Annotated in this window: 25 protein-coding genes; 2 read left to right on the forward strand and 23 right to left on the reverse strand. The window is 59.9% G+C overall.

Annotated features, from left to right (window positions below; genetic code table 11):
• The first annotated feature begins 85 nt into the window (after window positions 1-85).
• Window positions 86-949: a Cof-type HAD-IIB family hydrolase gene (locus tag ACTQW0_RS06450; RefSeq protein WP_255413671.1), complete on the forward strand. Its 864-nt coding sequence runs from the start codon at window positions 86-88 to the stop codon at window positions 947-949.
• 118 nt (window positions 950-1,067) lie between these two features.
• Here ACTQW0_RS06450 and ACTQW0_RS06455 read toward each other — a convergent pair whose 3' ends face one another.
• The 4 genes from ACTQW0_RS06455 to ACTQW0_RS06470 all read right to left on the reverse strand — a co-directional run bounded on the left by ACTQW0_RS06455 (window position 1,068) and on the right by ACTQW0_RS06470 (window position 7,512).
• Entirely contained in the window at window positions 1,068-1,862 is a 795-nt protein-coding gene (locus ACTQW0_RS06455; protein WP_118098921.1) for a Cof-type HAD-IIB family hydrolase, read from the reverse strand.
• A 205-nt stretch (window positions 1,863-2,067) separates the two neighbouring features.
• Complete coding sequence (locus tag ACTQW0_RS06460) at window positions 2,068-3,888, reverse strand: adenine deaminase (RefSeq protein WP_441567407.1); 1,821 nt, start codon at window positions 3,886-3,888, stop codon at window positions 2,068-2,070.
• A gap of 357 nt (window positions 3,889-4,245) precedes the next feature.
• Window positions 4,246-5,457 carry a tyrosine--tRNA ligase gene (tyrS, locus tag ACTQW0_RS06465; RefSeq protein WP_427717719.1) on the reverse strand — a complete coding sequence of 404 codons (1,212 nt, stop codon included), beginning with the start codon at window positions 5,455-5,457 and terminating at the stop codon, window positions 4,246-4,248.
• Between the two features lie 96 nt (window positions 5,458-5,553).
• Entirely contained in the window at window positions 5,554-7,512 is a 1,959-nt protein-coding gene (locus tag ACTQW0_RS06470; RefSeq protein WP_441567409.1) for a U32 family peptidase, read from the reverse strand.
• Window positions 7,513-7,672: 160 nt separating this feature from the next.
• Between ACTQW0_RS06470 and ACTQW0_RS06475 the strand changes: the two genes are divergently transcribed.
• Window positions 7,673-9,853, forward strand: coding sequence for a transglycosylase domain-containing protein (locus ACTQW0_RS06475; protein ID WP_441567411.1), 2,181 nt, complete (start codon window positions 7,673-7,675; stop codon window positions 9,851-9,853).
• A 172-nt stretch (window positions 9,854-10,025) separates the two neighbouring features.
• Here ACTQW0_RS06475 and ACTQW0_RS06480 read toward each other — a convergent pair whose 3' ends face one another.
• From ACTQW0_RS06480 to rpsH, 19 genes are all read right to left on the reverse strand, one after another.
• Window positions 10,026-10,463 (reverse strand): arginine repressor, encoded by a 438-nt coding sequence (locus ACTQW0_RS06480; protein WP_154516043.1) that lies wholly within the window; start codon window positions 10,461-10,463, stop codon window positions 10,026-10,028.
• Between the two features lie 132 nt (window positions 10,464-10,595).
• A complete protein-coding gene (locus ACTQW0_RS06485) occupies window positions 10,596-11,636 on the reverse strand; it encodes a glycosyltransferase (RefSeq protein ID WP_441567413.1) in 1,041 nt (346 codons plus the stop codon).
• Between the two features lie 155 nt (window positions 11,637-11,791).
• On the reverse strand, window positions 11,792-12,616 hold the full coding sequence (gene truA, locus ACTQW0_RS06490) for a tRNA pseudouridine(38-40) synthase TruA (RefSeq protein WP_427717709.1): 825 nt from the start codon (window positions 12,614-12,616) through the stop codon (window positions 11,792-11,794).
• Window positions 12,617-12,708: 92 nt separating this feature from the next.
• The gene (gene rplQ / locus ACTQW0_RS06495; protein WP_271742473.1) at window positions 12,709-13,191 is read right to left on the reverse strand and encodes a 50S ribosomal protein L17; all 483 of its coding nucleotides are present in this window, start codon (window positions 13,189-13,191) and stop codon (window positions 12,709-12,711) included.
• Between the two features lie 30 nt (window positions 13,192-13,221).
• Window positions 13,222-14,163: a DNA-directed RNA polymerase subunit alpha gene (locus tag ACTQW0_RS06500; RefSeq protein WP_154516055.1), complete on the reverse strand. Its 942-nt coding sequence runs from the start codon at window positions 14,161-14,163 to the stop codon at window positions 13,222-13,224.
• Between the two features lie 32 nt (window positions 14,164-14,195).
• A complete protein-coding gene (gene rpsD / locus ACTQW0_RS06505) occupies window positions 14,196-14,792 on the reverse strand; it encodes a 30S ribosomal protein S4 (RefSeq protein WP_006235275.1) in 597 nt (198 codons plus the stop codon).
• 19 nt (window positions 14,793-14,811) lie between these two features.
• Entirely contained in the window at window positions 14,812-15,216 is a 405-nt protein-coding gene (gene rpsK, locus ACTQW0_RS06510; protein WP_006235274.1) for a 30S ribosomal protein S11, read from the reverse strand.
• Window positions 15,217-15,230: 14 nt separating this feature from the next.
• Window positions 15,231-15,605 carry a 30S ribosomal protein S13 gene (rpsM, locus tag ACTQW0_RS06515; protein WP_154516058.1) on the reverse strand — a complete coding sequence of 125 codons (375 nt, stop codon included), beginning with the start codon at window positions 15,603-15,605 and terminating at the stop codon, window positions 15,231-15,233.
• 14 nt (window positions 15,606-15,619) lie between these two features.
• Window positions 15,620-15,733: a 50S ribosomal protein L36 gene (gene rpmJ / locus ACTQW0_RS06520; RefSeq protein ID WP_006363204.1), complete on the reverse strand. Its 114-nt coding sequence runs from the start codon at window positions 15,731-15,733 to the stop codon at window positions 15,620-15,622.
• A 150-nt stretch (window positions 15,734-15,883) separates the two neighbouring features.
• Window positions 15,884-16,102, reverse strand: a complete 219-nt coding sequence (gene infA, locus ACTQW0_RS06525) for a translation initiation factor IF-1 (RefSeq protein WP_035137443.1) — start codon at window positions 16,100-16,102, stop codon at window positions 15,884-15,886.
• Between the two features lie 232 nt (window positions 16,103-16,334).
• Window positions 16,335-17,123: a type I methionyl aminopeptidase gene (gene map, locus ACTQW0_RS06530; RefSeq protein WP_329738298.1), complete on the reverse strand. Its 789-nt coding sequence runs from the start codon at window positions 17,121-17,123 to the stop codon at window positions 16,335-16,337.
• The gene (locus tag ACTQW0_RS06535) at window positions 17,120-17,746 is read right to left on the reverse strand and encodes an adenylate kinase (protein ID WP_347486596.1); all 627 of its coding nucleotides are present in this window, start codon (window positions 17,744-17,746) and stop codon (window positions 17,120-17,122) included. Before ACTQW0_RS06535 ends, map begins: the two co-directional genes overlap by 4 nt.
• An 18-nt stretch (window positions 17,747-17,764) precedes the next feature.
• Window positions 17,765-19,051: a preprotein translocase subunit SecY gene (gene secY, locus ACTQW0_RS06540; protein WP_370450586.1), complete on the reverse strand. Its 1,287-nt coding sequence runs from the start codon at window positions 19,049-19,051 to the stop codon at window positions 17,765-17,767.
• On the reverse strand, window positions 19,045-19,494 hold the full coding sequence (gene rplO / locus ACTQW0_RS06545) for a 50S ribosomal protein L15 (RefSeq protein ID WP_006235267.1): 450 nt from the start codon (window positions 19,492-19,494) through the stop codon (window positions 19,045-19,047). The genes secY and rplO overlap by 7 nt, the downstream gene beginning before the upstream one ends.
• A gap of 3 nt (window positions 19,495-19,497) precedes the next feature.
• Window positions 19,498-19,680, reverse strand: a complete 183-nt coding sequence (gene rpmD, locus ACTQW0_RS06550) for a 50S ribosomal protein L30 (RefSeq protein ID WP_154516067.1) — start codon at window positions 19,678-19,680, stop codon at window positions 19,498-19,500.
• Window positions 19,681-19,682: 2 nt separating this feature from the next.
• A complete protein-coding gene (gene rpsE / locus ACTQW0_RS06555) occupies window positions 19,683-20,207 on the reverse strand; it encodes a 30S ribosomal protein S5 (RefSeq protein WP_154516070.1) in 525 nt (174 codons plus the stop codon).
• Window positions 20,208-20,221: 14 nt separating this feature from the next.
• Window positions 20,222-20,590 (reverse strand): 50S ribosomal protein L18, encoded by a 369-nt coding sequence (gene rplR, locus ACTQW0_RS06560; protein ID WP_118270231.1) that lies wholly within the window; start codon window positions 20,588-20,590, stop codon window positions 20,222-20,224.
• A gap of 75 nt (window positions 20,591-20,665) precedes the next feature.
• Window positions 20,666-21,202 (reverse strand): 50S ribosomal protein L6, encoded by a 537-nt coding sequence (gene rplF, locus ACTQW0_RS06565; protein ID WP_370450587.1) that lies wholly within the window; start codon window positions 21,200-21,202, stop codon window positions 20,666-20,668.
• 33 nt (window positions 21,203-21,235) lie between these two features.
• Window positions 21,236-21,634 (reverse strand): 30S ribosomal protein S8, encoded by a 399-nt coding sequence (rpsH, locus tag ACTQW0_RS06570; RefSeq protein WP_006235262.1) that lies wholly within the window; start codon window positions 21,632-21,634, stop codon window positions 21,236-21,238.
• Window positions 21,635-21,710: the final 76 nt, after the last annotated feature.

Consider the following 21,710-nt stretch of genomic DNA (forward strand, 5'->3'; position numbering starts at 1 on the left):
CCAGCCCCAGCTCCCGGGTCGCCCGGTGAAGGCGAGGAAGAAGGGCGTGAAGGGAGCGAAGAGCGTTGCTGCCTAGGCTAGCCCCTTGTCACACAAACTACCGAAGCCTCTTGTTTTTTCCGATATGGATGGAACACTGTTGACGAGTGACAAGCAGATGAGCGACGCCACCTGGACGATGCTCGACGAGCTCGCACGTCGCGGCATTGAGTTTGTACCGTGCACGGGGCGTCCGCTGTCGGGCGTCTTTGAGGCCATCCTCGCCCATCCTGCCGTGCACTACGCAGTCTGCGCCAATGGCGCTAGCGTCTGGCAGCTCGACGAGGATGTGCCCACCGATGCCTCACGCGCCACGCGCATATTGAGCCGACCGCTCGACCGCGCCATCGCCCACCGCGTCCATAGCATTGCCGCCGGCCACGATGTGACCTTCGATATCTTCGCGGACGGGCGGTGCTTCCTCCCCCGCTCGCTCTACACGCGCCTGGACGAATTCTGCGGCGGAGATCCTCACATCGCGGCTTCGCTCAAGCGCACGCGAACGCCGATCGACATGGATATCGACAGCAAAATCGACGAGGTCGAGGTGCTCGAACGCATCGCCATGTACTGGCACGACTCAGCCGACCGCGATGCTATCGTGGCGGCGCTCGACACACTCGAAGGCATTGAGGTCACGCGTTCGTACGCCATGAATATCGAGGTCATGGGCGGGGGCGCCACCAAGGGAACGGCATTGGCTTGGCTATGTGGACATCTGGGCGAGCCTCTCGCCGACGCCTGGGCGTTCGGCGACAACATCAACGACATCCCCATGCTGCAGGCAGCGGGCCACGGTACGGCGATGATCAATGCCGAGCCCGAGGACCGCGAAGCCGCCGGCGCCATCACCGAATACGACAACGACCACGACGGCGTCGCCCGCGCCGTCATGGCCGCCCTCGCCTAGCAGCAGCAACCCGGCAGGGTAGCTAATTTGGGACGGGGCTTTTTTAGCTACCCTGGTCACAGTAGTCGTTGGGGGCACTCTTCGCGGGGCGCTGCAAGGACTGTCCCCATCTGCCGAATTAGGCGAGACTCTCCAGCACGCGACGGAGCTCCTGCTGGACGGCGTGGTCGCGGTTGCACCCCACCACGCGATCGGCGACTGCCTTGAGCGCGGGGCGCGCGTTTTCCATCGCGCAGCCCGTGCCGACAAAGCGAATGATCTCGTAGTCGTTCATCGAGTCGCCAAATGCCATGATCTCATCGCGCCCAATGCCGTAATGCTCCGCGAGCTGCGCGATGCCAGAGGCCTTCGACACGCCGGGCTGCATGGCATCGATCCACGCGTTGCCCGAAGGCGCAAAGGTAAAGAACTGGCCGAGCTCGCGCTGCAGTACGTAAGCGCTGTCCATAACGGCACCATCATCGCAAAAGATACTCGCCTTGATGATATTTACGCTGGGATCGGGCAGCTCCCAAATGCGCTCGGCATTGGGAAGGTCCTTATCCACCTCGCGCACGAACTTACTCTCGTCATCGAGCAAGAAGGACTTGGTTCGGTCAAAGAGTGCAAGATGCAGATTGGGAAACGTCGCGACGGCCTGGGCTAGCTTTCGAATCGCCAGGTGCGAATACACCTCACGGCCTACCATTTTGCCGTCGGCGTAGACCTGGGCACCGTTAGCTGCGACAAAGTCCATTTTGTCGCGAACGGGCGCAAAGAACTCGCACAGGCGATCGTAGCGGCGGCCTGACGACGCGGCAAAATGCACGCCATGCTCGCGTAGTGCCAGGATCAGTTCGTAGGTCTCGGGAGGCACCTGGCCATTTTCGTCAAGCAGTGTGCCGTCCATATCGGATGCAATCAGCTTAAACATAGAAAAGCTCCCTTCGGGCTTGCTGGAATCGAACGTGTATCCGATTCCAACGTACCCAAAGGGAGCTCAAATAAGACCCCGCAGTCATAAACGTTACATAGACCTGGCAAATAGCTCACGCGCACCAGAGAGCCCACGGTCGCGGCGTCAGGCGACACGCCAAAGAGTGTCCCCAGCGACTAGTCGTTTAAGAACGTCCCGATGACTAGTCGGCGTAGGTGAAGGTCGTGACGTCGAACATGCCCTCGGGGCGGATGCGGAGCGTCGGGATGACCGGCAGGGGCAGGAAGATGATGCCCATGATGGGGTCGAGCGGCGGCTCAATACCCATGGCGCGCGCCTTGACCATAAAGTCGTCGTGCTGCGCTGCGACATCCTCGGCCGTGCCCTCGCTCATCAGGCCACCGAGCGCTAGCGGAATGCGCGCCACGACCTCGCCGTTGCGCACCAGCACGTGACCGCCCTGGCCAACAGCCTCGACGGCAGTCATCATATCGGCGGCGTTGTCGCCCACCACGCACACGTTGTGCGAGTCGTGGCCGATCGTGGAGGCAATGGCACCACCGGTGATGGTGAAACCGCGCACCCAGCCGCGACCGATATGCTTGCCGACCAGGCCCAGGCCAGCGGGGCCGTCGCCGTCGACGCCCTCGGCTTGCAGCGACACGCCGCGGCCATGGCGCTCAATCAGCATAATGCGGCGCAGGCCCTCGGCGCTCTCGGGGCGAGCCATACCCGTGATGGCCTTACCCGGCACCACGTCAATCACAGCCTCGCCCGGCTTAAAGGCATAGTCGAAAACGTCGAGCGAAAGCTTCGGCAGCTTAACAGAGGCGCGCAGCTCGTCGGCAAGGGCCGCAACCTCAGCCATCTCGGGTGCGATCTCGCCCACAAAGGTGCCATCCTGCGCCACCAGAGCACCGGCGGCATATACGCGATGCGGCGCCGTGGCAAACGTCAGATCGTTGAGTACCAGCAGGTCGGCACGCTTGCCCGGAGCGATGGCGCCGCGGAGCTCATGCGGATCGCGGCAACCGTGGTCCAGACCAAAGGCCTCGGCCGTGGAAAGGGACGCCATGGAGATGGCGACCACCGGGTCGATGCCGGCCTCGATGGCCACGCGGCAGGCGTTGTCGATCATGCCGGTCGAAAGCGCGTCGGAGGGGGCGCGGTCGTCGGTCGCAAAGCAGCAGCGGCGAGCACGGGCGGGGTTTTCCAGCAGCATAGGCGACAGGTTGGCAAGATCATGGCTGCAGGTGCCTTCGCGCAGCATGACATACATGCCGCGGGATAGCTTGTCGAGCGCTTCCTCGGGAATCGTCGACTCGTGGTCGGCGATAATACCCGCCGCGGCATAGGCGTTGAGATCCTTGCCGGCAACAAGCGGAGCATGACCGTCGACCTGCTTGGACGGCGTCTGGTTGGCAGCATCGATGCGAGCGCAGGTCTCGGGGTCGGCCATAAAGACACCCGGCAGGTTCATCATTTCGCCCAGACCAAAGACGTCGCCCGGATGCTCGGCAAAAAACGCCTGCATATCGGCAGCGGTGATGACGGCACCGGCCTGCTCGTCGGGCAGTGCGGGCACGCACGAAGGCATCATGTACTTGATGGAGATGGGCGCGCGACAACCGTCCTCGATCATAAAGCGCAGGCCGTCTAGGCCGGAAACGTTAGCGATCTCGTGGCTGTCGGCAATAGCGGTGGTGGTACCACGCGTCGCCGCCATGCGCGCATACTCGGCAGGGCGGATGTTCGAAGACTCGATATGCAAGTGTCCGTCAATAAAACCGGGTGCGAGATAGCGACCCTGACAGTCGATGACCTCAGCTGCCTCGTACGTGCCAGCAGCGTCATCTCGACCATCGTAGAGAACACCGACGATCACGCCGTCCTTGACGGCGACGCTACCGGGCGCCACGCGCTGACCGTACACATCAACGATCTGTGCGTTGGCAAACAGCGTGTCGACGGGCACGCGGCCCTCGGCGGCATCGATCACAGACCTCATGACCTCAACGGACATACATACTCCTTTAACCGTAGAAAAAAGCTGCGGAGCGGACAGACCTTCACCGCAGCAAGCCAATAGCCATTGTATGCCCAAACGATGGGCCAGCAATACGCCCCTCTGCTTAACGGCACACACCACTTGGCGCAATGGGGACAGGCTGCTTTGCACCAAAAAGAAACGTCTCTAAGTGCCAACCGGGACAACGCCGTAGGTGGAGGACGGACAGCGAGCGGACTCCAGAGCGAACAAATTGGCATGAAAAGAGGACGGCATAGACCTTCTGGTCATGCCGTCCTCTTTGAATGACAAGTTGTCGCTCTGGAGCCCGCGCAGCGTCGAACTGTTACGCGGTTTGGTAAAACCGCGTAACTAAATAAGCTTGAAGCCCTTGCGCTTGCCCACGGAGAGGGTGTCGCCCAGCTTGAGGGCACTGGGGTCGATGTTGTAGCTCTTGGGAGCCACGGCCTTGCCGTTGATCTTGACACCGCCGCCGTCAATGTCGCGACGAGCCTGGCCGGCGCTGGCCGAAAGACCCAGGTCCTTGAGCAGGCCGGCAAGGTAAATCTGGCCCTCGTCGTTTACGGTCAGCTCAATATGCTTCTCGGGGAAGTCGGCGAGCTGGCCCTCCTTGAACACGCGGTCGAACTCGGCCTGGGCCTCGTCGCCGGCACCGGCGCCATGGTAGGTGTCGCACAGGTCGCGGCCCAGAGCGCGCTTGAGCTCATAGGGATCGGCAGAGCCATCGGCCAGGGCAGCGTCGATCTTGTCGACCTCGGCCGGGGTGAGCGAGCTCGCCAGGCGGTAGTACTTGCCGATCATCTCGTCGGGGATGGACATGGTCTTGCCGAACATATCCTTGGGCGCGTCGGTCAGACCGATGTAGTTGCCATAGGACTTGGACATCTTACGGACGCCATCGGTGCCCTCGAGCAGCGGCATGGTGAGCGCGATCTGCGGCTCCATGCCCATCTTCTCCATGAGCTCACGGCCGGCGAGCAGGTTGAAAAGCTGGTCGGTGCCGCCCATCTCCACGTCAGCCTTGATCATGACCGAATCGTATGCCTGCATCACGGGATACAGGAACTCGTGCAGGGCGATCGGCGTCTGGGACTGATAGCGCTTGGTAAAGTCATCGCGCTCAAGAATGCGGGCGACGGTGAACTTGGAGCACACCTGCAGCAGACCGGCCAGGTCCATCGACAAGATCCAGTCGCCGTTGTGCACGATGGTGGTCTTCTCGGGGTCCAAGATCTTCATGGCCTGGCTCACGTAAGTCTCGGCGTTGGCCTCGATCTGCTCCTGAGAAAGCTGCGGGCGGGTGGAGTTCTTGCCCGAAGGATCGCCGATCAGCGCGGTACCGTTGCCGATGATCAGGGTGACGTTATGGCCCAGGTCCTGGAACTGGCGCATCTTGCGCAGGGGCACGGCGTGGCCCAGGTGCAGGTCGGGGCTGGTGGGATCGACGCCGAGCTTGATGTTGAGGGGCTCACCCTTCTCAAGCTTCTTACGAAGGTCGGCCTCGGGGACGATCTTCGCGGCGCCCGAGGTGATGATACGCATTTGCTCGTCAACAGACAGCATTGGGTATCCTCCTTTTGCTATAGCACCCTCGCCGAAAACGGCGGTGCTGGAAGTCCATAAACTCTCATATGATAACAAACTGACGCGACGCGGCACCTACGACAGGAAAATCCTCGTCCTGCCGCATGCGTCGATGGCAACTGGCAGACGCGTACCGTCACGATCGACCAGATAGCGCGTCTGCCGGCGACGCAAGCAGTCGCGGCAACAGGCCTGTCCCGTCGCATCGGTGGCACAGACGCCCTCGGCGGTCAGCAGGCAGTGCTCGCACACCATGAGCTCGGGACGATCGGTATCGACGGGGCCCAGGACGCCAGGACAGGCGGCAAGCTCGGCAACGCGTTTCGCATCGTGAGCGACAAGTTCGGCAGGCAAAAACACGCGCTGCGCCCCAAGCCCCCGCAACCAGGCGAGCGTTGCCCGGTTCGCACAGAACACCGGCGCTGCCACGTCAAAGACGACGCGCAGTTCGCGAGCTATCGCCACTTGTCCCAGATTACGACAGACGATGCGGCCGGCGCGCGTCATGAGAGACCGAGTCCGCTCGATATCGCCCACACGGCAGACCTCGTCGAGCACAACAGTCGCATCGGACAGGTCGAGCTCTTCGTTTGGGTCCTGGTCCATCAGCTGCCAGGCAAAGACCAAGCGAGCGGCGACAGACTCTGCAGGTTCTTCCGACTGCGTTCCGCTATCCATCAGAACGCCCGCAAACGGCAGCGTCTCGACAGCGCGTTTCGCAAGCACGACCGCATCGGCCTCGGCCCGCATGCGCTCCAGCGCCGCCGCCGTTTGCTCAAGCACACCAGCGCTGCGAATCAGATACACTTCGCAGCCCGCGTCGACCTTGCGCTTGCAATGGACAACGATGCGCTCCCCCGCCGCGGCATCCACCGGGCAGGGAACCTGCGGCCAGCGTTTAGGTACATCGGGACGCGCGTCGGCGCCCGGGTAAAACCTGATCTCGAGCGTATCGCCCGCCGCCACGGCGGCATCGAGCTCGACGGTCACTTCCTCGTGTCCCACGGCAACCAAACGGCCCACACGCACGCCCTGGTTGATCGCGCGTTCAAAACTCATAAGCTCCGCGCCCGAGCGGCCTCGCAGATACGCGTCGGTAAACCCGCGGTTAAACGATCTTCCCAGCTCACGTTCGAGCGCCTGCACGGCATCGGAATCCCACGCGCCATCACGCAGCATATCGAGCGCCCGGCGCCACGCCCGCACCACGTTGTAGACGTAGTCGGGGTTCTTCATACGCCCCTCGATCTTGAGCGACGCCACCCCGGCAGCAACAAGCTCGGGTAAATGAGCAATGCCCAGATAGTCACGCGGGCAGAGCAGACGATCGCCTTCGACGGCAACGACGCTCTCCCCAGCCTCATCCACCAAATCGTATGCCAGGCGGCACGGCTGCGTGCAGTCGCCACGCATCGCCGACCGTCCGCGCCGCAGGGCCGAAAACTCGCACGCGCCCGAATAGCCAATGCATATGGCGCCATGGCAGAACACCTCGATGGGCACACCGGTAGCGCAGAGCGTCGCAATCTCTGCCACGGTCAGCTCGCGCGCCGTCGTCACGCGCTCGACCCCCAGCTCGTCAGCCGCCAAACGCACGGCCCCCTTGCTATGGACGCCCGCTTGGGTGGACAGATGAATCTCGACCCCCGGAATTGCCGCATGCAGCGCGCGGGCTAGGCCCGCATCTGCCACGATCAATGCATCGGCGCCCAGCGCATGCGCATGTGCCCCCAGTGCCACGGCTTCGGACAGCTCGTCGTCGAACACGAATACGTTGAGCGTCACGTACACGCGCACACCATGGGCGTGCGCCACGGCACACCCGCGCGCAAATTCGTCGTCACTAAACCCGTGCGCACTCACGCGGGCGTTAAATCCGCTCAACCCGGCATAAATGGCATCGGCACCTGCCGCGATCGCGGCGAGCATCTGATTGAGCCCGCCAGCCGGAGCCAACAGCTCGGGCAGTGCCAGCCCCGATGTTGGCGTCCCATTCCCGCATTGTCTGCTAGGCTCAGTCGCCCAAATCGCCATCGGCAAACTCCTTACCAAGGTATGCAATCGCTCTGTTAATTGCCGTCAACCAGCATACACGAGGCTTCGCGCGGCTCGATTGGTTTATCGTGTAATAACTTATGTCCATCCTGCCCGACGCACACCCGCCGCCTGGCACGACATACTTGGAGGTCAACATATGGGTCCTCGCCAACGACAGGGACACGGTCGCTCTAAGACGCACGTCCTGCCCGTCATCCTGCTTTCGCTTTTGGGCTTTTTGCTCATCGCGGGCGTAGCATTTGGCATCGGCATGATCGGCAACGTCAACCGCTGGCTGTCCGACCTGCCCGACTACACCGACGCCAACGCCTATCTGGTCAGCGAGCCTACCGAGATTGTTGACTGCAACGGCAACAAGATCGCCAGCTTCTATACCCAAAACCGCAAGTCCATCACCAAGGACCAGGTCTCCCCGTACGTCCTGCAGGGCACGATCGACGTCGAGGACGAGCGTTTCTACGAGCACGGCGGCATCGACCTCTTGGGCATCGCGCGTGCCTCGGTGGCAACCCTTGCCGGCGGCCACGAAGGAGCCTCGACCATCACCCAGCAGCTGGTGCGCAACACCATCCTGCAGGAGGAGCAGTTCGACTCGACCATCGAGCGTAAGGTGCGCGAGGCCTATATCGCCATCAAGATGGAGGACATGTACTCCAAAGACGAGATCCTCATGATGTACCTCAACACCATTTACTATGGCCACGGCGCCTATGGCATCGAGGCCGCCGCCGAGACCTACCTCTCCAAGAGTGCTTCCGACCTCACCCTGAGCGAGGCCGCGCTGCTCATCGGTCTGCCCAACTCGCCTTCACAGTACGACCCCACGGTCAATCCCGACCTGGCGCTTTCCCGCCGCAATAAGGTGCTCGACAACATGCTGCGCCTGGGCCACATCACGCAGGAAGAGCACGATGCCGCGCAGGCTGAGCCCATCACCCTCAACGTGACCGAGATCTCGGGCAGCGGTGTCGACGTATACTCACAGCCCTACTTTGTCTCCTATGTCAAGCAGCTGCTCGAGCAGGAGTTCTCCACCGACGTGCTCTTTAAGGGTGGCCTGACTGTTAAGACCACCATCGACCCCACCATGCAGCAGGTGGCCGAGGAGGCTGTGCGCTCACAGCTCGACACGCTTTCGCTCGATGGCCTGGACATGGGCATGGTTGTCGTTGACCCCAAGACCGGCTACATCAAGTGCATGGTGGGCGGCTACGACTACAACGCCGACGAGAATCACGTGAACCACGCTACGGCAAAGCGCCCCGTGGGCTCCACGTTTAAGGCCTTTACGCTGGCAACTGCCATCCAAAACGGCATGAACCCCAACGTCATTCTCAACTGCAACTCGCCACTCAAGGCCAAGGGCACCACGACCGAGGTGCAAAACTATGGCAACCAGAGCTATGGCAACATCACGCTTAAGCAGGCAACGGCATACTCATCCAACACCGGCTATATTCAGGTGGCCGAAGCCATCGGCAATGACAAGATCATGTCGCTCGTCAAAAAGCTCGGCATCGATCCCGCCAAGGACAATATCGAGGACGTTCCCGTCATGACGCTCGGCACCGGGTCCATCTCACCGCTCGAGATGGCATCGGCCTACGCCGCTTTTGCCAACGGCGGCTATTATCGCCAGCCGATCGCCATCACCGAGATCGACTCGCGTACCGGCTCGGTTCTGTACCAGCACACCGACAATCCCACGCGGGTGCTCACCGAAGGTGAGGCTGCCGCGGTTACCGACGTTCTATCCGGCGTCATGCAGGGCAGCGGCACGGGTGCCGCCGGCGCGCTGAGCGTCAACCAGCCCTATGCCGGCAAGACGGGCACCACTGACAACACCACCAACCTGTGGTTCTGCGGCTACACGCCGCAACTGGCATGCGCCCTGTGGACCGGTTATTCCGCAGGCGAGATTCCCATCCAAAAGTACGGTTCGGACCTGCTGGGCGACAGCACCAACCTGCCCGTCTTTAAGAAGTTCATGAACACCGTTCTTGCGGGCGCCGAGCGCGAGGAGTTCCCGACCGGAACGGCTCCCACGTACAAGAACAATAACGTCTGGAAGTTCTACGGCACAAACAACAAGAAGAAGGAAGAGGACGAGGATAAGGACGAAGACGAGGAAGAAGAGACGGAGACCACCGGCGGGAGCGGCAACGAGGGCGGCAACACCGGCGGCGAAGGCGATGGCGGCAGTACCACCCCTACTCCCGACCCCAGCCCCAGCCCCGATCCCAGCCCCAGCCCCGACCCTGGCCCGACCCCCGATCCCAGCCCTAGCCCGACCCCCGATCCCTCCACAGATCAGTAGATAGCAAAGCGCCCGAGCAGCTCAAATGCTCGGGCGCTTTTAGCTGGGACATACATGGCATATCGCGCGCAATCGAGATGCCACGACAGGACCGCCACAAAAAGGGCGTCGGCTCAAAACCGACGCCCCTGTATTTCTGCCGTCTTAGCTGGCGTTGTTTACGCGCGTAAAGCTATTTACGCGCGGCACTGAGCTTGTTAATCAGCGCTTCGAGGCGTTCGCCATCCTCGGCAGTCTGAGCGATAACCAAAATCGTGTCATTGCCGGCAAGCGACCCGAGCACATCGGGCAGCTCGGCCGCATCGACAGCCGCGGCAATGCCCGAGGCGGTGCCGGGCTGAGCCTTAATCATAACCAGGTTGTCGGTGCGCAACACACCGGTAACCAGCTCGGAGACCATGCGCTGCAGGTGCAGGTCCTCAGCCAGAACATAGATGCCCTCGGGCAGTTTGCGCAGCCCCATATCGGCGATGTCACGCGAAACCGTCGCCTGCGTGCAATCAAAGCCCATGGCGCGGAGTTCGTCCACCAGCACGCGCTGCGTACGCACGTCTTTATTGCGCACGATATCTCTGATGGCATCCTGGCGCCCGTTGCGTTTTTTAGCCATATAAAACCTCACTCCATAGATGGCGAAGACAATCTATCAGTGATTGAATAGTTTAGCGCTATTTGAGGCTATTTGTGAATAAGAACGCATTTCGAAACAATTCTATGCAAATTATTTTCGAATATGACACAGCTAGGCTACCCTTGCGCCCGTTCTGTTCAAAAAAGCAGCCAGATGCGCATACATAACGCAGCGCATAGGCTTAACGTTGGCAATCGGCCCAAACAAAAGCCCAAGGCCTCGGCGCTCTCCCTTAAGGGCCACCGCCATCTGGCGGGTCCGCACGTCGTTGAGCATATCACGCAATCGTGCCGTGCGCTCAATTGAAGACACCCCATGGGGGCTCAGGCACAAATTCTCGATACAAGCAACCAAGCGGCCATAGTAAAACCGTTGGCAGGCCAGCTTTAGATGGTTATCGTCATCTATTGCGTCAAATGGCACGCAAAGCTCTTCAAGCGCCTTGGCGTCATCGGAAAGTCGCGAGAACATGGTGGGGTCGAATGAATCCGCAACCGATGGCGCGGCCGTATGGAAACAAGCTTCGGCGCACCCAAATACGCGTTCCGCATGCGAAAGGGCAGGCGCCAAAAAGGCGATCGCACGATACGACTCGGCATGCTGCAGACACAACTCAAACAGGGCGCGTTCATACATCACGCCGGAATGTTGACAAACCAGACCGCTCTCGACCAGCTTGGCCAGGCCTAAAGCCCGGTCTCCATCGTCGGCAAGGGCAATGGATTGCGCGTCCAACATACGAGAATGGCGTTCCCGATGCGTATCGTAGCGATCGAGCGACACCGAGGGAAATACGATATCTGCCGAGGTCTCACAAGCGACATCGAGCATTGCCAAAAACGCGTGCGGCGCAAACCACTCGTCGGCGCTCATTGCGATAATGTGGGCCCCGCGCGAAGCGGCAAAACCCTCGCGAAGGCAAGCTCCGCTCGACGGATCGTCGACGTCTATCAAATCGATGTGAATATCTCTGCCCGCGGCAACATCGAGCGAATGACGAACGCCCGGCGCAGCGTTGCGACATGCAACGACAATCTGCATATCGTAGAGGTCTTGGTTTTGGACGCTTTCGAGTGCGCGCATCGCGTAGCTGGGTGAACCCTCCACAACAAGGATCACCGAAAGTCGCGGAAGCGAGCCACGTCGAAGCAAGTTGTCCATCCTCTCGACAGCAATAATCAACTGCCGTTCATGGTACACCCCGGCAATAAACGCAATGAGTCGCCTGATGCGCTGCACGCCAAGAACAGATGTTGCACACGGCTCGCCCACACGAGCAGCATACTTAGATGGCTCTCGCTTCTCTCCTATTCGAGCGCGACGAGCTCGGTGGGGTCATAATCTACGCCCATAAAGGTAAGGCCGCACGCCGGCGCCGTGGGACCCGCAGCAGTACGATCGCAAGCGTCAATCACCTCGCGCATCCACTCGGGATCGCGGCGATGCATGCCGATCTCGACGAGCGTTCCCACGATGGTGCGCACCATCGAATGCAAAAACGCATTGCCCTCGATGGTAAACGTGAGGATATCCTCGCCAAAGGCGACCTCGTGGCCAAACTCGGCACGCATCACGCAACGATGCGTTGGCTTGCCCACGGCAGAAGCGACCTTACAAAAGCTCTTAAAGTCCTGTTCGCCCAAAAGCGCTGGGCAGGCGGCTGCCATCGCATCCACGTCCAAAGGATAACGATGCCACCATACCGCACCACGCGATAGCACCGGACGCGCATCGCGATCGGCAATGCGGTAGGTATAGGTCCGAGAACGTGCGTCAAAACGCGCAGAAAAGCCCTTACGGGCCTTGTAGACCTCATTAACGGCGATATCTTTGGGCAGCAGCGCATCCATAGCTCGCAGCCACCTGCGGCGCGTTAAAGCGAGCTCTGCGTCCGTAACGGGCACGCTGATGTATTGGGCCACCGCATGCACCCCTGCATCGGTGCGCCCGGCACACGTCAAATCGACTGAGCGGCGCAAGAGCGTCTCTATGGCAAGACGCAGCTCTCCGGCAACCGTCGTCTGCCCCGGCTGCTCGGCAAATCCGCTATAGGACGAGCCATCATAGGCAACACGAAACACCAACGTGGCATCGAGCTCTGGAGTCAAATTGAAATCAGACGGCGCGGTCATGGGCGCTCCCAACAAACAAACAACGATATCGTGACAAAAAAAGAGGGGTACGCGAACGTACCCCTCGAATATAGCCTATGCAGACGAATTGTCTACTCAGCGGTCTCCTCAGCAGGAGCCTCCTCGGCAGCGGTCTCCTCGACAGCCTCGACCTTCTTGGGAGCAGCGGCCTTCTTGGGGGCCGGAGCAGCCTTCTTGGCCTTGGGCGTGCAAGGCTCGGTGACGAGCTCCATGATAACGATGGGAGCGTTGTCGCCCTTACGGTTACCGAGCTTCATGATGCGGGTGTAACCGCCGTTGCGATCCTGCCACATGCCCTGAGCAGCCTTGTCGAAGATCTCGGCAACGAGCTGCTTATCGCCGAGCTTGGCGATAGCCAGACGACGAGAGTGCAGGTCGCCCTTCTTGGCCCAGGTGATGATCGGCTCGACAACCGAACGCAGCGCCTTAGCGCGGGTCTCGGTGGTCTTGATGCGGTCGTTCTCGAAGAGGGCCTTGGCCAGGCTCTTCTTCATGGCCTTGGTGTGGCTCGCATCGGTGCCGAGCTTCAGGCCCTTCTTAACGTTGTGACGCATGGTCTAGTTTCTCCTCAAATATGCGAAGCATTAAGCCTTCAGGCTCAGGCCCATGGACTCAAGCTTGTCCTTCACTTCCTCGATCGACTTAACACCGAAGTTGCGGATGTTCAGAAGATCGTTCTCCGAGAACTCAACGAGCTGACGGACCGAGTGAATGCTGGCACGCTTAAGGCAGTTGTAGGAACGGACAGAAAGGTCCAGATCCTCGATCTGCTTGTCCAGCTCGGCGTTGTCGTTGGTGACCTCGGGAGCGAAGATCGAAACCTCCTCCTCGACCTCGGGGGTCTCGGCAAGGTTCATAAAGGCAGCCATATGCTGGTTGATGATATTGGCAGCCTGGACCACGGCGTCGCGCGGGGCGATGGAGCCGTTGGTCTCGATCTCGAGGACAAGGCGGTCGTAGTCGGTATGCTGACCGACACGGCAAGCCTCAACGAGCTTGGCGCAACGGGATACCGGCGAGTACAGCGAGTCGACGTGGATCACACCGATGGGATCGTTGTCGCGCTTGTTGGCCTCGCCAGAGACATAGCCGCGGCCATAGCCGATGCGCATGCTCATGGTGAGATGGCCACCCTCGGTGAGCGTAGCGATGTGCTGCTCGGGGTTGACCAACTCAAACTCGGACGGAATAAAGAAGTCCGCACCGGTGACCTCGCAGGGGCCGTCAACCGAGATGGTGGCGGTCGCCTCGTCGGTCGTGCCGAGAGCCCTGAAGACAAGACCCTTGACATTCAGGACGATGTCAGTGACATCCTCGACCATGTTAGGGATGGTCATGAACTCGTGCTGCGCACCATCGATCTGAATAGCCTCGACGGCGGCACCCTCGAGCGAGGACAGAAGAACGCGACGCAGGGAGTTGCCCAGCGTATCACCGTAACCGCGCTCGAGCGGCTCGACGGAGACACGAGCAGACGTCTCGTTGATCTCTTCGACCTGAACCTGAGGCCTAATGAATTCTGACATGTATTACCTCCAGCCTCAGCAGCCCGGATGGACTACTTAGAGTAGAGCTCGACGATGAGCTGCTCGTTGATATCACCGCTGATCTGCTCACGCGTCGGCAGAGCGAGCACGTTACCAGACAGCTTCTCGATATCGACCTCAAGCCAGCCAGGGACCTCAAAGCGCTCGGAGGAAATCAGAGCCTCCTTGATGGGGAGGAGGTCACGGAACTTCTCGCCAACAGCGACGACGTCGCCGGCCTTGACGCGGTAGGACGGGATGTCCACGCGCTTGCCGTTCACGGTGAAGTGACCGTGGCGGACGGACTGACGAGCCTCTTTACGGGTGCGAGCGAAGCCAAGACGGAAAACAACGTTGTCGAGGCGAGACTCAAGGATGATCATGAGGTTCTCACCGGTGACGCCGTTCATCTTACGGGCCTTGTTGAAGTAGCCGTGGAACTGCTTCTCCAGAACGCCATAGATGAACTTGACCTTCTGCTTCTCGCGCAGCTGCATGCCGTACTCAGATTCCTTGCGACGGCGCTTGGGCTGACGGATAGATTCCTTCTTGCTGCTGTAACCGAGCTCAGCGGGATCGATCCCGAGCTGACGGCAGCGCTTAAGAACAGGAGTCCTGTCGATTGCCATATTGATACGATCCTTTCAGTTACACGCGGCGACGCTTCTTGGGGCGGCAGCCGTTGTGCGGGATGGGGGTCTTGTCCTGAATGCTCGAGACCTCGAGGCCAGCAGCCTGGAGGGAGCGGATGGCGGTCTCACGACCGGAGCCGGGGCCCTTGACGAAGACGGAAACCTTCTTCATACCGTGCTCCATGGCCTGCTTGGCAGCAGCCTCGGCAGCCATCTGGGCAGCGAACGGCGTGGACTTACGGGAGCCCTTGAAGCCCACCTGGCCAGCCGACTTCCAGGAAATGACGTTGCCCTGGGGATCGGTGATCGAAACGATCGTGTTATTGAACGTAGAACGGATGTGAGCCTGGCCCACGGAAATGTTCTTACGGTCCGCGCGCTTCAGACGGGCAGCGCGAACGTTCTTCTTAGCAGTAGCCATCTATCTAGCGCTCCTTATTTCTTCTTCTTAGCACCGATCTGACGCTTCGGGCCCTTGCGGGTACGAGCGTTAGTGTGGGTGCGCTGGCCGCGGACCGGGAGGCCCTTGCGGTGACGAAGGCCGCGGTTGCAGCCGATGTCCATAAGGCGCTTGACGTTCTGGTTGCGCTCACGGCGGAGGTCGCCCTCAACCATGATCTGGTTCTTGTCGATATACTCGCGGATGGCGTTAACCTCATCCTCGGTGAGGTCCTTAACGCGCGTATCCACGTTAACGTTGCACTCGACGCAAATCTTCGTCGCAGTGGTGCGGCCGATGCCGTAAATGTAGGTCAGACCGATCTCAACGCGCTTCTCACGCGGGAGGTCGACACCATTAATACGGGCCAACGTAGTCTCCTCTCTTAACCCTGACGCTGCTTATGACGGGGGTTCTCGCAAATGACGAGGACCTTGCCATGGCGCCTAATGATTTTGCACTTATCGCACATCTTCTTGACCGAAGGACGTACCTTCATCGTTCTTCCTTTCGGTAGCGCTCAAACTACTTCCCTACTATCTACTCGCCCAGCCGCAGGCGTTTAAAACTATGGCTGGTCTTCACACACAATCCGACCGTAGGTTGAGCTAAGCCTGCAGTCGGAAATAGAGTGCGTGTATGCGTGCCGCTATTTGTAGCGATAGGTGATGCGGCCGCGGGTCAGGTCGTACGGGGAAAGCTCCACGACAACCCTGTCACCGGGGAGAATACGGATGTAATTCATTCGAATCTTGCCAGAAATGTTGCACAGAACCGAATGACCGTTCTCGAGCTCGACCTTAAACATGGCATTAGGCAACGGTTCCTTTACCGTACCCTCGAGCTCAATTGCGTCTTCCTTCTTCACAAGCAATCATCTTTCTCTAGAAAACGACAGCGATTGAGTATTCTACAACACGTATACACGCATCGTAATAACTTCGTAATGGCTCCACAACTACGTGGAACTTGTTACATTTGAAATGTAAAACAAAGCCGTTCCCTGATGCCCAAGATCGCCTTGAAATGAGAAGGCATAGACCTTGGGGTCATGCCTTCGAAATTGAAAGGCGAGGATGGGCATCAGGGGGCGGCGACTTTTACATTTCTCCGCCTTGGAGCGAACACCAGGATCCTTGCGCATCGGTGGTGAGAATCACCGGACCGTCATTGGTGATGGCGACGGTGTTCTCGTAGTGCGCGGCGGGCAGGTGGTCGTTGGTGGTGACGATCCAACCGTCGGAGCCCGTGCTCACATGGTTGGAACCCATCGTTACCATCGGCTCGATGGCAATGACCATACCGGCCTGGAGGCGAACGCCCCTCCCCTTCTTTCCATAGTTAGGAACGTTGGGGTCCTCGTGCATCACGCGGCCAATGCCATGGCCCACATAGTCACGAAGCACGCCATAACCGTGAGACTCGGCGAGGGACTGGACGGCATAACCAACATCCCCGATATGGTTACCGGGAACAGCCTGCTCAATGGCAGCCTTAAGGCAATCGCGCGTGACCTCGCACAGGGCCTTGGCCTCGGGCGTAGGGGTGCCGACGAAAAACGTCCATGCGTTATCGCCAACCCAACCGTCGACAACGGCTCCCGTATCGATGGAAATGATATCGCCATCGCGCAGGATCATATCGGGGTTGGGAATACCGTGGACCACGGCATCGTTGATCGATGCGCAAATGGTCCCCGGGAACCCGCCGTAACCCTTAAAGGCCGGGGTGCCGCCATGCATGCGGATAATCTGCTCCGCGAGCTGATCGAGCTCAAAAGTCGAAACGCCGGGGCGCACCATGGCTCCAACGTGGCGGAGCGCCATCTTAGATAGCGCTCCTGCCTTCTTCATCTGCTCGATTTGCGTTGCAGACTTAATCTTAATCATAGACCGAGGGCCTCTTTGACATCCCCGTATACGGTCTCGCGAGCCTGGTCACCGTTGACCGACTTGAGCAGACCCTGGCCACGATAGTAATCGACAAGCGGGCTCGTGGACTTCTCGTAGACGTCGAGACGGTTCTTGATGGTCTCGGGCTTATCGTCGTCGCGCTGATACATCTCGCCGCCGCATTTGGGGCAGGTAACATCGGCAGCAGTGCCGGTGTAACCGCAGGCGCGGCAGGTTCGACGCGAAGACAGACGATCGATGATGACCTCGGGGGCCACGTCGACCAGAAGGGCACAGTCGATCTCGCGACCCATGGCGGAGAGCTCGGAATCGAGCGTCACAGCCTGGGCGGTGTTGCGCGGGAAGCCGTCGAGGATGAAGCCCTGCTGGGCGTCATCGGCGGCAAGGCGCTCCTTGACAAGGTCGATCACGAGCTGGTCGGGAACGAGCTCGCCAGCGTCCATGTACTTCTTAGCCTGAATACCAAGCTCGGTGCCACCCTTGACGGCAGCACGCAGCAGGTCGCCCGTGGAGATGTGGGCGACGCCAAACTCGGCGACGAGCTCCTGTGCAACGGTGCCCTTACCGGCACCCGGAGCTCCGAGCAATACGAGGTTCATGAGCAATCCTCCTCTAGCCTATTTAAAGAATCCATCGTAATCATACATCTTGATCTGGCCTTCGAGCTTGTCGACCGTGTCGAGCACGACGCCGACCATGATGAGGATGGACGTGCCGCCAAATGCCTGGATCAGCTGATTGCCCGTGAAGGAGAAGATGATCGAAGGCACGATGGCGATGAGCGCCAAAAAGACAGCGCTGGGAAGCGTAATCTTGTTGAGCGCGTTCTTGATGTAGGCCGCGGTAGCCCTACCCGGACGAACGCCCGGAATAAAGCCGCCCTGCTTCTTAAGGTTGTCGGCCGTGTCATCGGGATTGAACACCATGGAGGTGTAGAAGTACGCGAAGAACACGATGAGGACAACGTTAAGCACCCAGTTGAGCCAACCGGTCGAAAGCGCAGAGGCAACTGCCTGAATCCAGCCGATGCCGGGGAAGAACACGGCAACCTGAGCCGGGAAGTACAGCAGCGCCGAAGCGAAGATGATCGGCACGACACCCGCGGTGTTGACCTTGATGGGCAGGTAGGTGGTCTGGCCACCCATCATGCGACGGCCCACGACGCGCTTAGCGTAGGAGACCGGAATGCGGCGCTGGCCGCGCTCAAGGAAAACGATCAGCGGGATAACCAGCAGGATGATGGCGCAGATGATCACCATAGTGATGATGCCACCGCCATTGCCCTCGGTGCTGGAGAAGATCGCCTGCGGCAGACCGGCCATGATGTTCGCAAAGATGATCAGCGACATGCCATTGCCGATACCGCGCTGGGTAATGAGCTCACCTATCCACATGATCAGCATGGCGCCCGCGGTGAGCGTGCCGACGATCATGAGGTCGAAGATGATCTCGGGAGCGGCGGCGCCATTAAAGCTGATGCCGAAGCTCTTAAAGAGGAAGAGGTAGCCCACGGAGTTGAGGATTGCCAGAGCCAGGGTGAGGTAACGCGAATACTGCGTAATCTTGGTCTGACCGACCTCGCCCTCGCGGGCAAGCTCATGCAGGGAAGGCACAACGGCCTGGAGCATCTGGAGGATGATCGAGCTGGTGATGTAAGGCATGATGCCCAGCGAAAACACCGACACATAGCTCAACGCGCCGCCAGAGAAAAGATTCAGGAGGGCCATAGCACCTGCGGCGACCGAATTGTTATCGGTCGAGAAAAGGCCCAGCATCCCCTGGAAGGGAATGCCGGGCACAGGAACGTGCGCACCAATGCGGTACACGACGAGCATAGCTATGGTAAAAAGAATCTTTTCGCGCAGTTCTTTGATGCGGAAAGCATTCTTAAGACCATTTAGCACGGCAGCTCGACCTTTCCGCCGGCGGCCTCGATCTTGGCCTGCGCAGAAGCGCTGACCTTGTCGACCTTGACCGTGAACTTCTTGGTAAGCTCACCATTGCCGAGCACCTTGACGGGCTCGAACTCGCTCTTGGTGATGCGAGCGGCCTTAAGAGCAGCACCGTCGATCACAGCGCCATCCTCGAACTTACGCTCGAGACGCTCAACGTTAACAGCGGTGTACTCGATACGACGGGGGTTGCGGAAGCCCGGAAGCTTGGGCAGGCGCATAGCCAGCGGAGTCTGGCCACCCTCGAAGCCGGCACCCTTGGTGCCGCCAGAGCGAGAGCCCTGGCCCTTCTGGCCGCGGCCAGAAGTGGTGCCGTGACCCGAAGAATTGCCACGGCCAACGCGCTTGCGGTTCTTGGTGGAACCGGGCGCGGGAGTAAGATCGTGAAGCTGCATTTGCTACTCCTCTACAATCTCGACAAGGTGCTTGACCTTGAAGATCATGCCGCGGACGGACTCGTTGTCAGTAATCTCGCGAACCTCGCGGATCCTGTGGAGACCGAGGGCACGGACAGTACGGACCTGGTCCTGCTTGCAACCGTTGGTGCTGCGGACCTGCTTGATCTTGATGGTGTCAGCCATGCTTAGTTCTCCTTACCGACGAACATCTCGGAGACCGTCAGGCCACGGCGAGCCGCGACGTCCTCAGGGCTGGAGAGCTCCTTGAGGCCCTCGACGGCAGCCTTGATGATGTTGAGGCCGTTGTCGGTACCGAGGGACTTGGACAGGACGTTCTTGATGCCAGCAAGCTCAAAGAGGGGACGCACAGCGCCGCCGGCGATAACGCCGGTACCCTCGACAGCGGGCTTGATGATGATGCGGCCGGCACCAAAGTGGCCGATAACCTCGTGCGGAATGGTGCCCTCTTCGGTCACCGGCACGTGGAACATGTTCTTCTTGGCATCGAGAGACGCCTTGGAGATGGCCATGGGCACCTCAGCGGACTTGCCCATGCCAACGCCGACGTTGCCCTTGCCATCGCCAACGACGACGAGAGCGACGAGGCTCATGCGACGACCGCCCTTGACGGTCTTCGACACGCGGTTGATGTAAACGACGCGCTCCTCGAACTCGGAGGCCTCGCGCTGCTGCTTCTGATTACGAGCCATGTGCTACATACCTCCTAGAACTCGAGACCGGCGGCACGAGCACCGTCGGCGAGGGCCTTGACGCGACCATGGTAGATACGGCCACCGCGATCGAAGGCGACCTTGGTGATGCCGGCCTCGATGGCACGCTTGCCAACGAGCTGACCGACCTTCTCCGCAGCCTCCTTGTTCGAGGTGTGGGTGCCCTTGAACTCGGCCTCGAGGGTCGAGGCAGAGACGAGCGTCAGGCTGGAGCCCTTGCTGTCGTCGATGATCTGGGCATAGATGTTGGCGTTAGTACGGGTCACGCGAAGACGCGGACGCTCGGCGGTACCCGAGATCTTGCCGCGAACACGACGCTGACGACGCTTGAGGCCTTCCAGCTTCGCCTTATGCTTGTTCATACGTAAACTCCTAAAAAGGTTGATCTTGCCAGCACCTAACGGGGTGCTGGTCTTATGCGAGTGAGTCGGTTACGACTACTTGGCGGCCTTACCCAGCTTGCGGCGGATGTGCTCGCCAACGTAGTGGATACCCTTGCCCTTGTAAGGCTCGGGAGGACGGTGGCCGCGGATCTCAGCGGCGATCTGACCGACCTGCTGCTTGTTGATACCCTTGACGTTCACGTGGGTGTTGTCGGGAACCTCGAAGGTGATACCCTCGGGAGCCTCGACGATCACGGGGTGCGAGAAGCCCAGGGAGAACTCGAGGTTCTTGCCCTTCTGCTGCACGCGGTAACCGACGCCGGCGAGCTCGAGCTTCTTCTCGAAGCCCTCGGAAACGCCAACAACCATGTTGTGGATGAGGGCGCGGGTGAGGCCATGGCGGGCACGGGTCTCACGCTCGTCGTCGGGACGGGAAACGGTGAGGACGTTGTCCTCGATATTGATAGCGAGCTTCTCATAGACATCGAGCTCGAGCTGGCCCTTGGGGCCCTTGACGACAACGTTGTTGCCGTTGACTGCCACTTCGACTCCGGCGGGAATCTGGACAGGCTTATTACCGATACGAGACACGGTGATCTCCTTTCCTTCTACCTACCGAGCGAATTACCAGACGTAAGCGATGATCTCGCCGCCGACGTTGTGCTTGCGAGCATCGCGGTCGGTCATGACGCCATGGCTGGTGGAAATAATGGCGGTACCAAGGCCACCGCGGACGCGGGGCATGTCGGCAACGCCGGTGTACTTACGCAGGCCCGGCTTGGAAATGCGGCGGATGCCGTTGATGACCTTAGCCTTCTTGGGACCATACTTAAGCGTGATGTGCAGAGTCTTCTGGGGAACGGTGTCCTCGACATCGTAGCCCTCGATGTAGCCCTCCTCGTGCAGAACACGAGCGATCTCGACGAGCTTCTTGCTGCTCGGCATGGAGACCGTGGCCTTGTTCACAGAGTTAGCGTTACGAATGCGCGTAAGCATATCTGCGATCGGGTCTGTAAGGTTCATACAGATTCTCCTTCGTTCTTGATGAACACGTGCTCTTGGTTCTTCGCCGCCCTTAACGGCAAAGCCTAACTAGCAC

The organism is Collinsella sp. LCP19S3_B7 (assembly GCF_052121795.1).
In the GTDB taxonomy this organism is placed as follows: domain Bacteria; phylum Actinomycetota; class Coriobacteriia; order Coriobacteriales; family Coriobacteriaceae; genus Collinsella.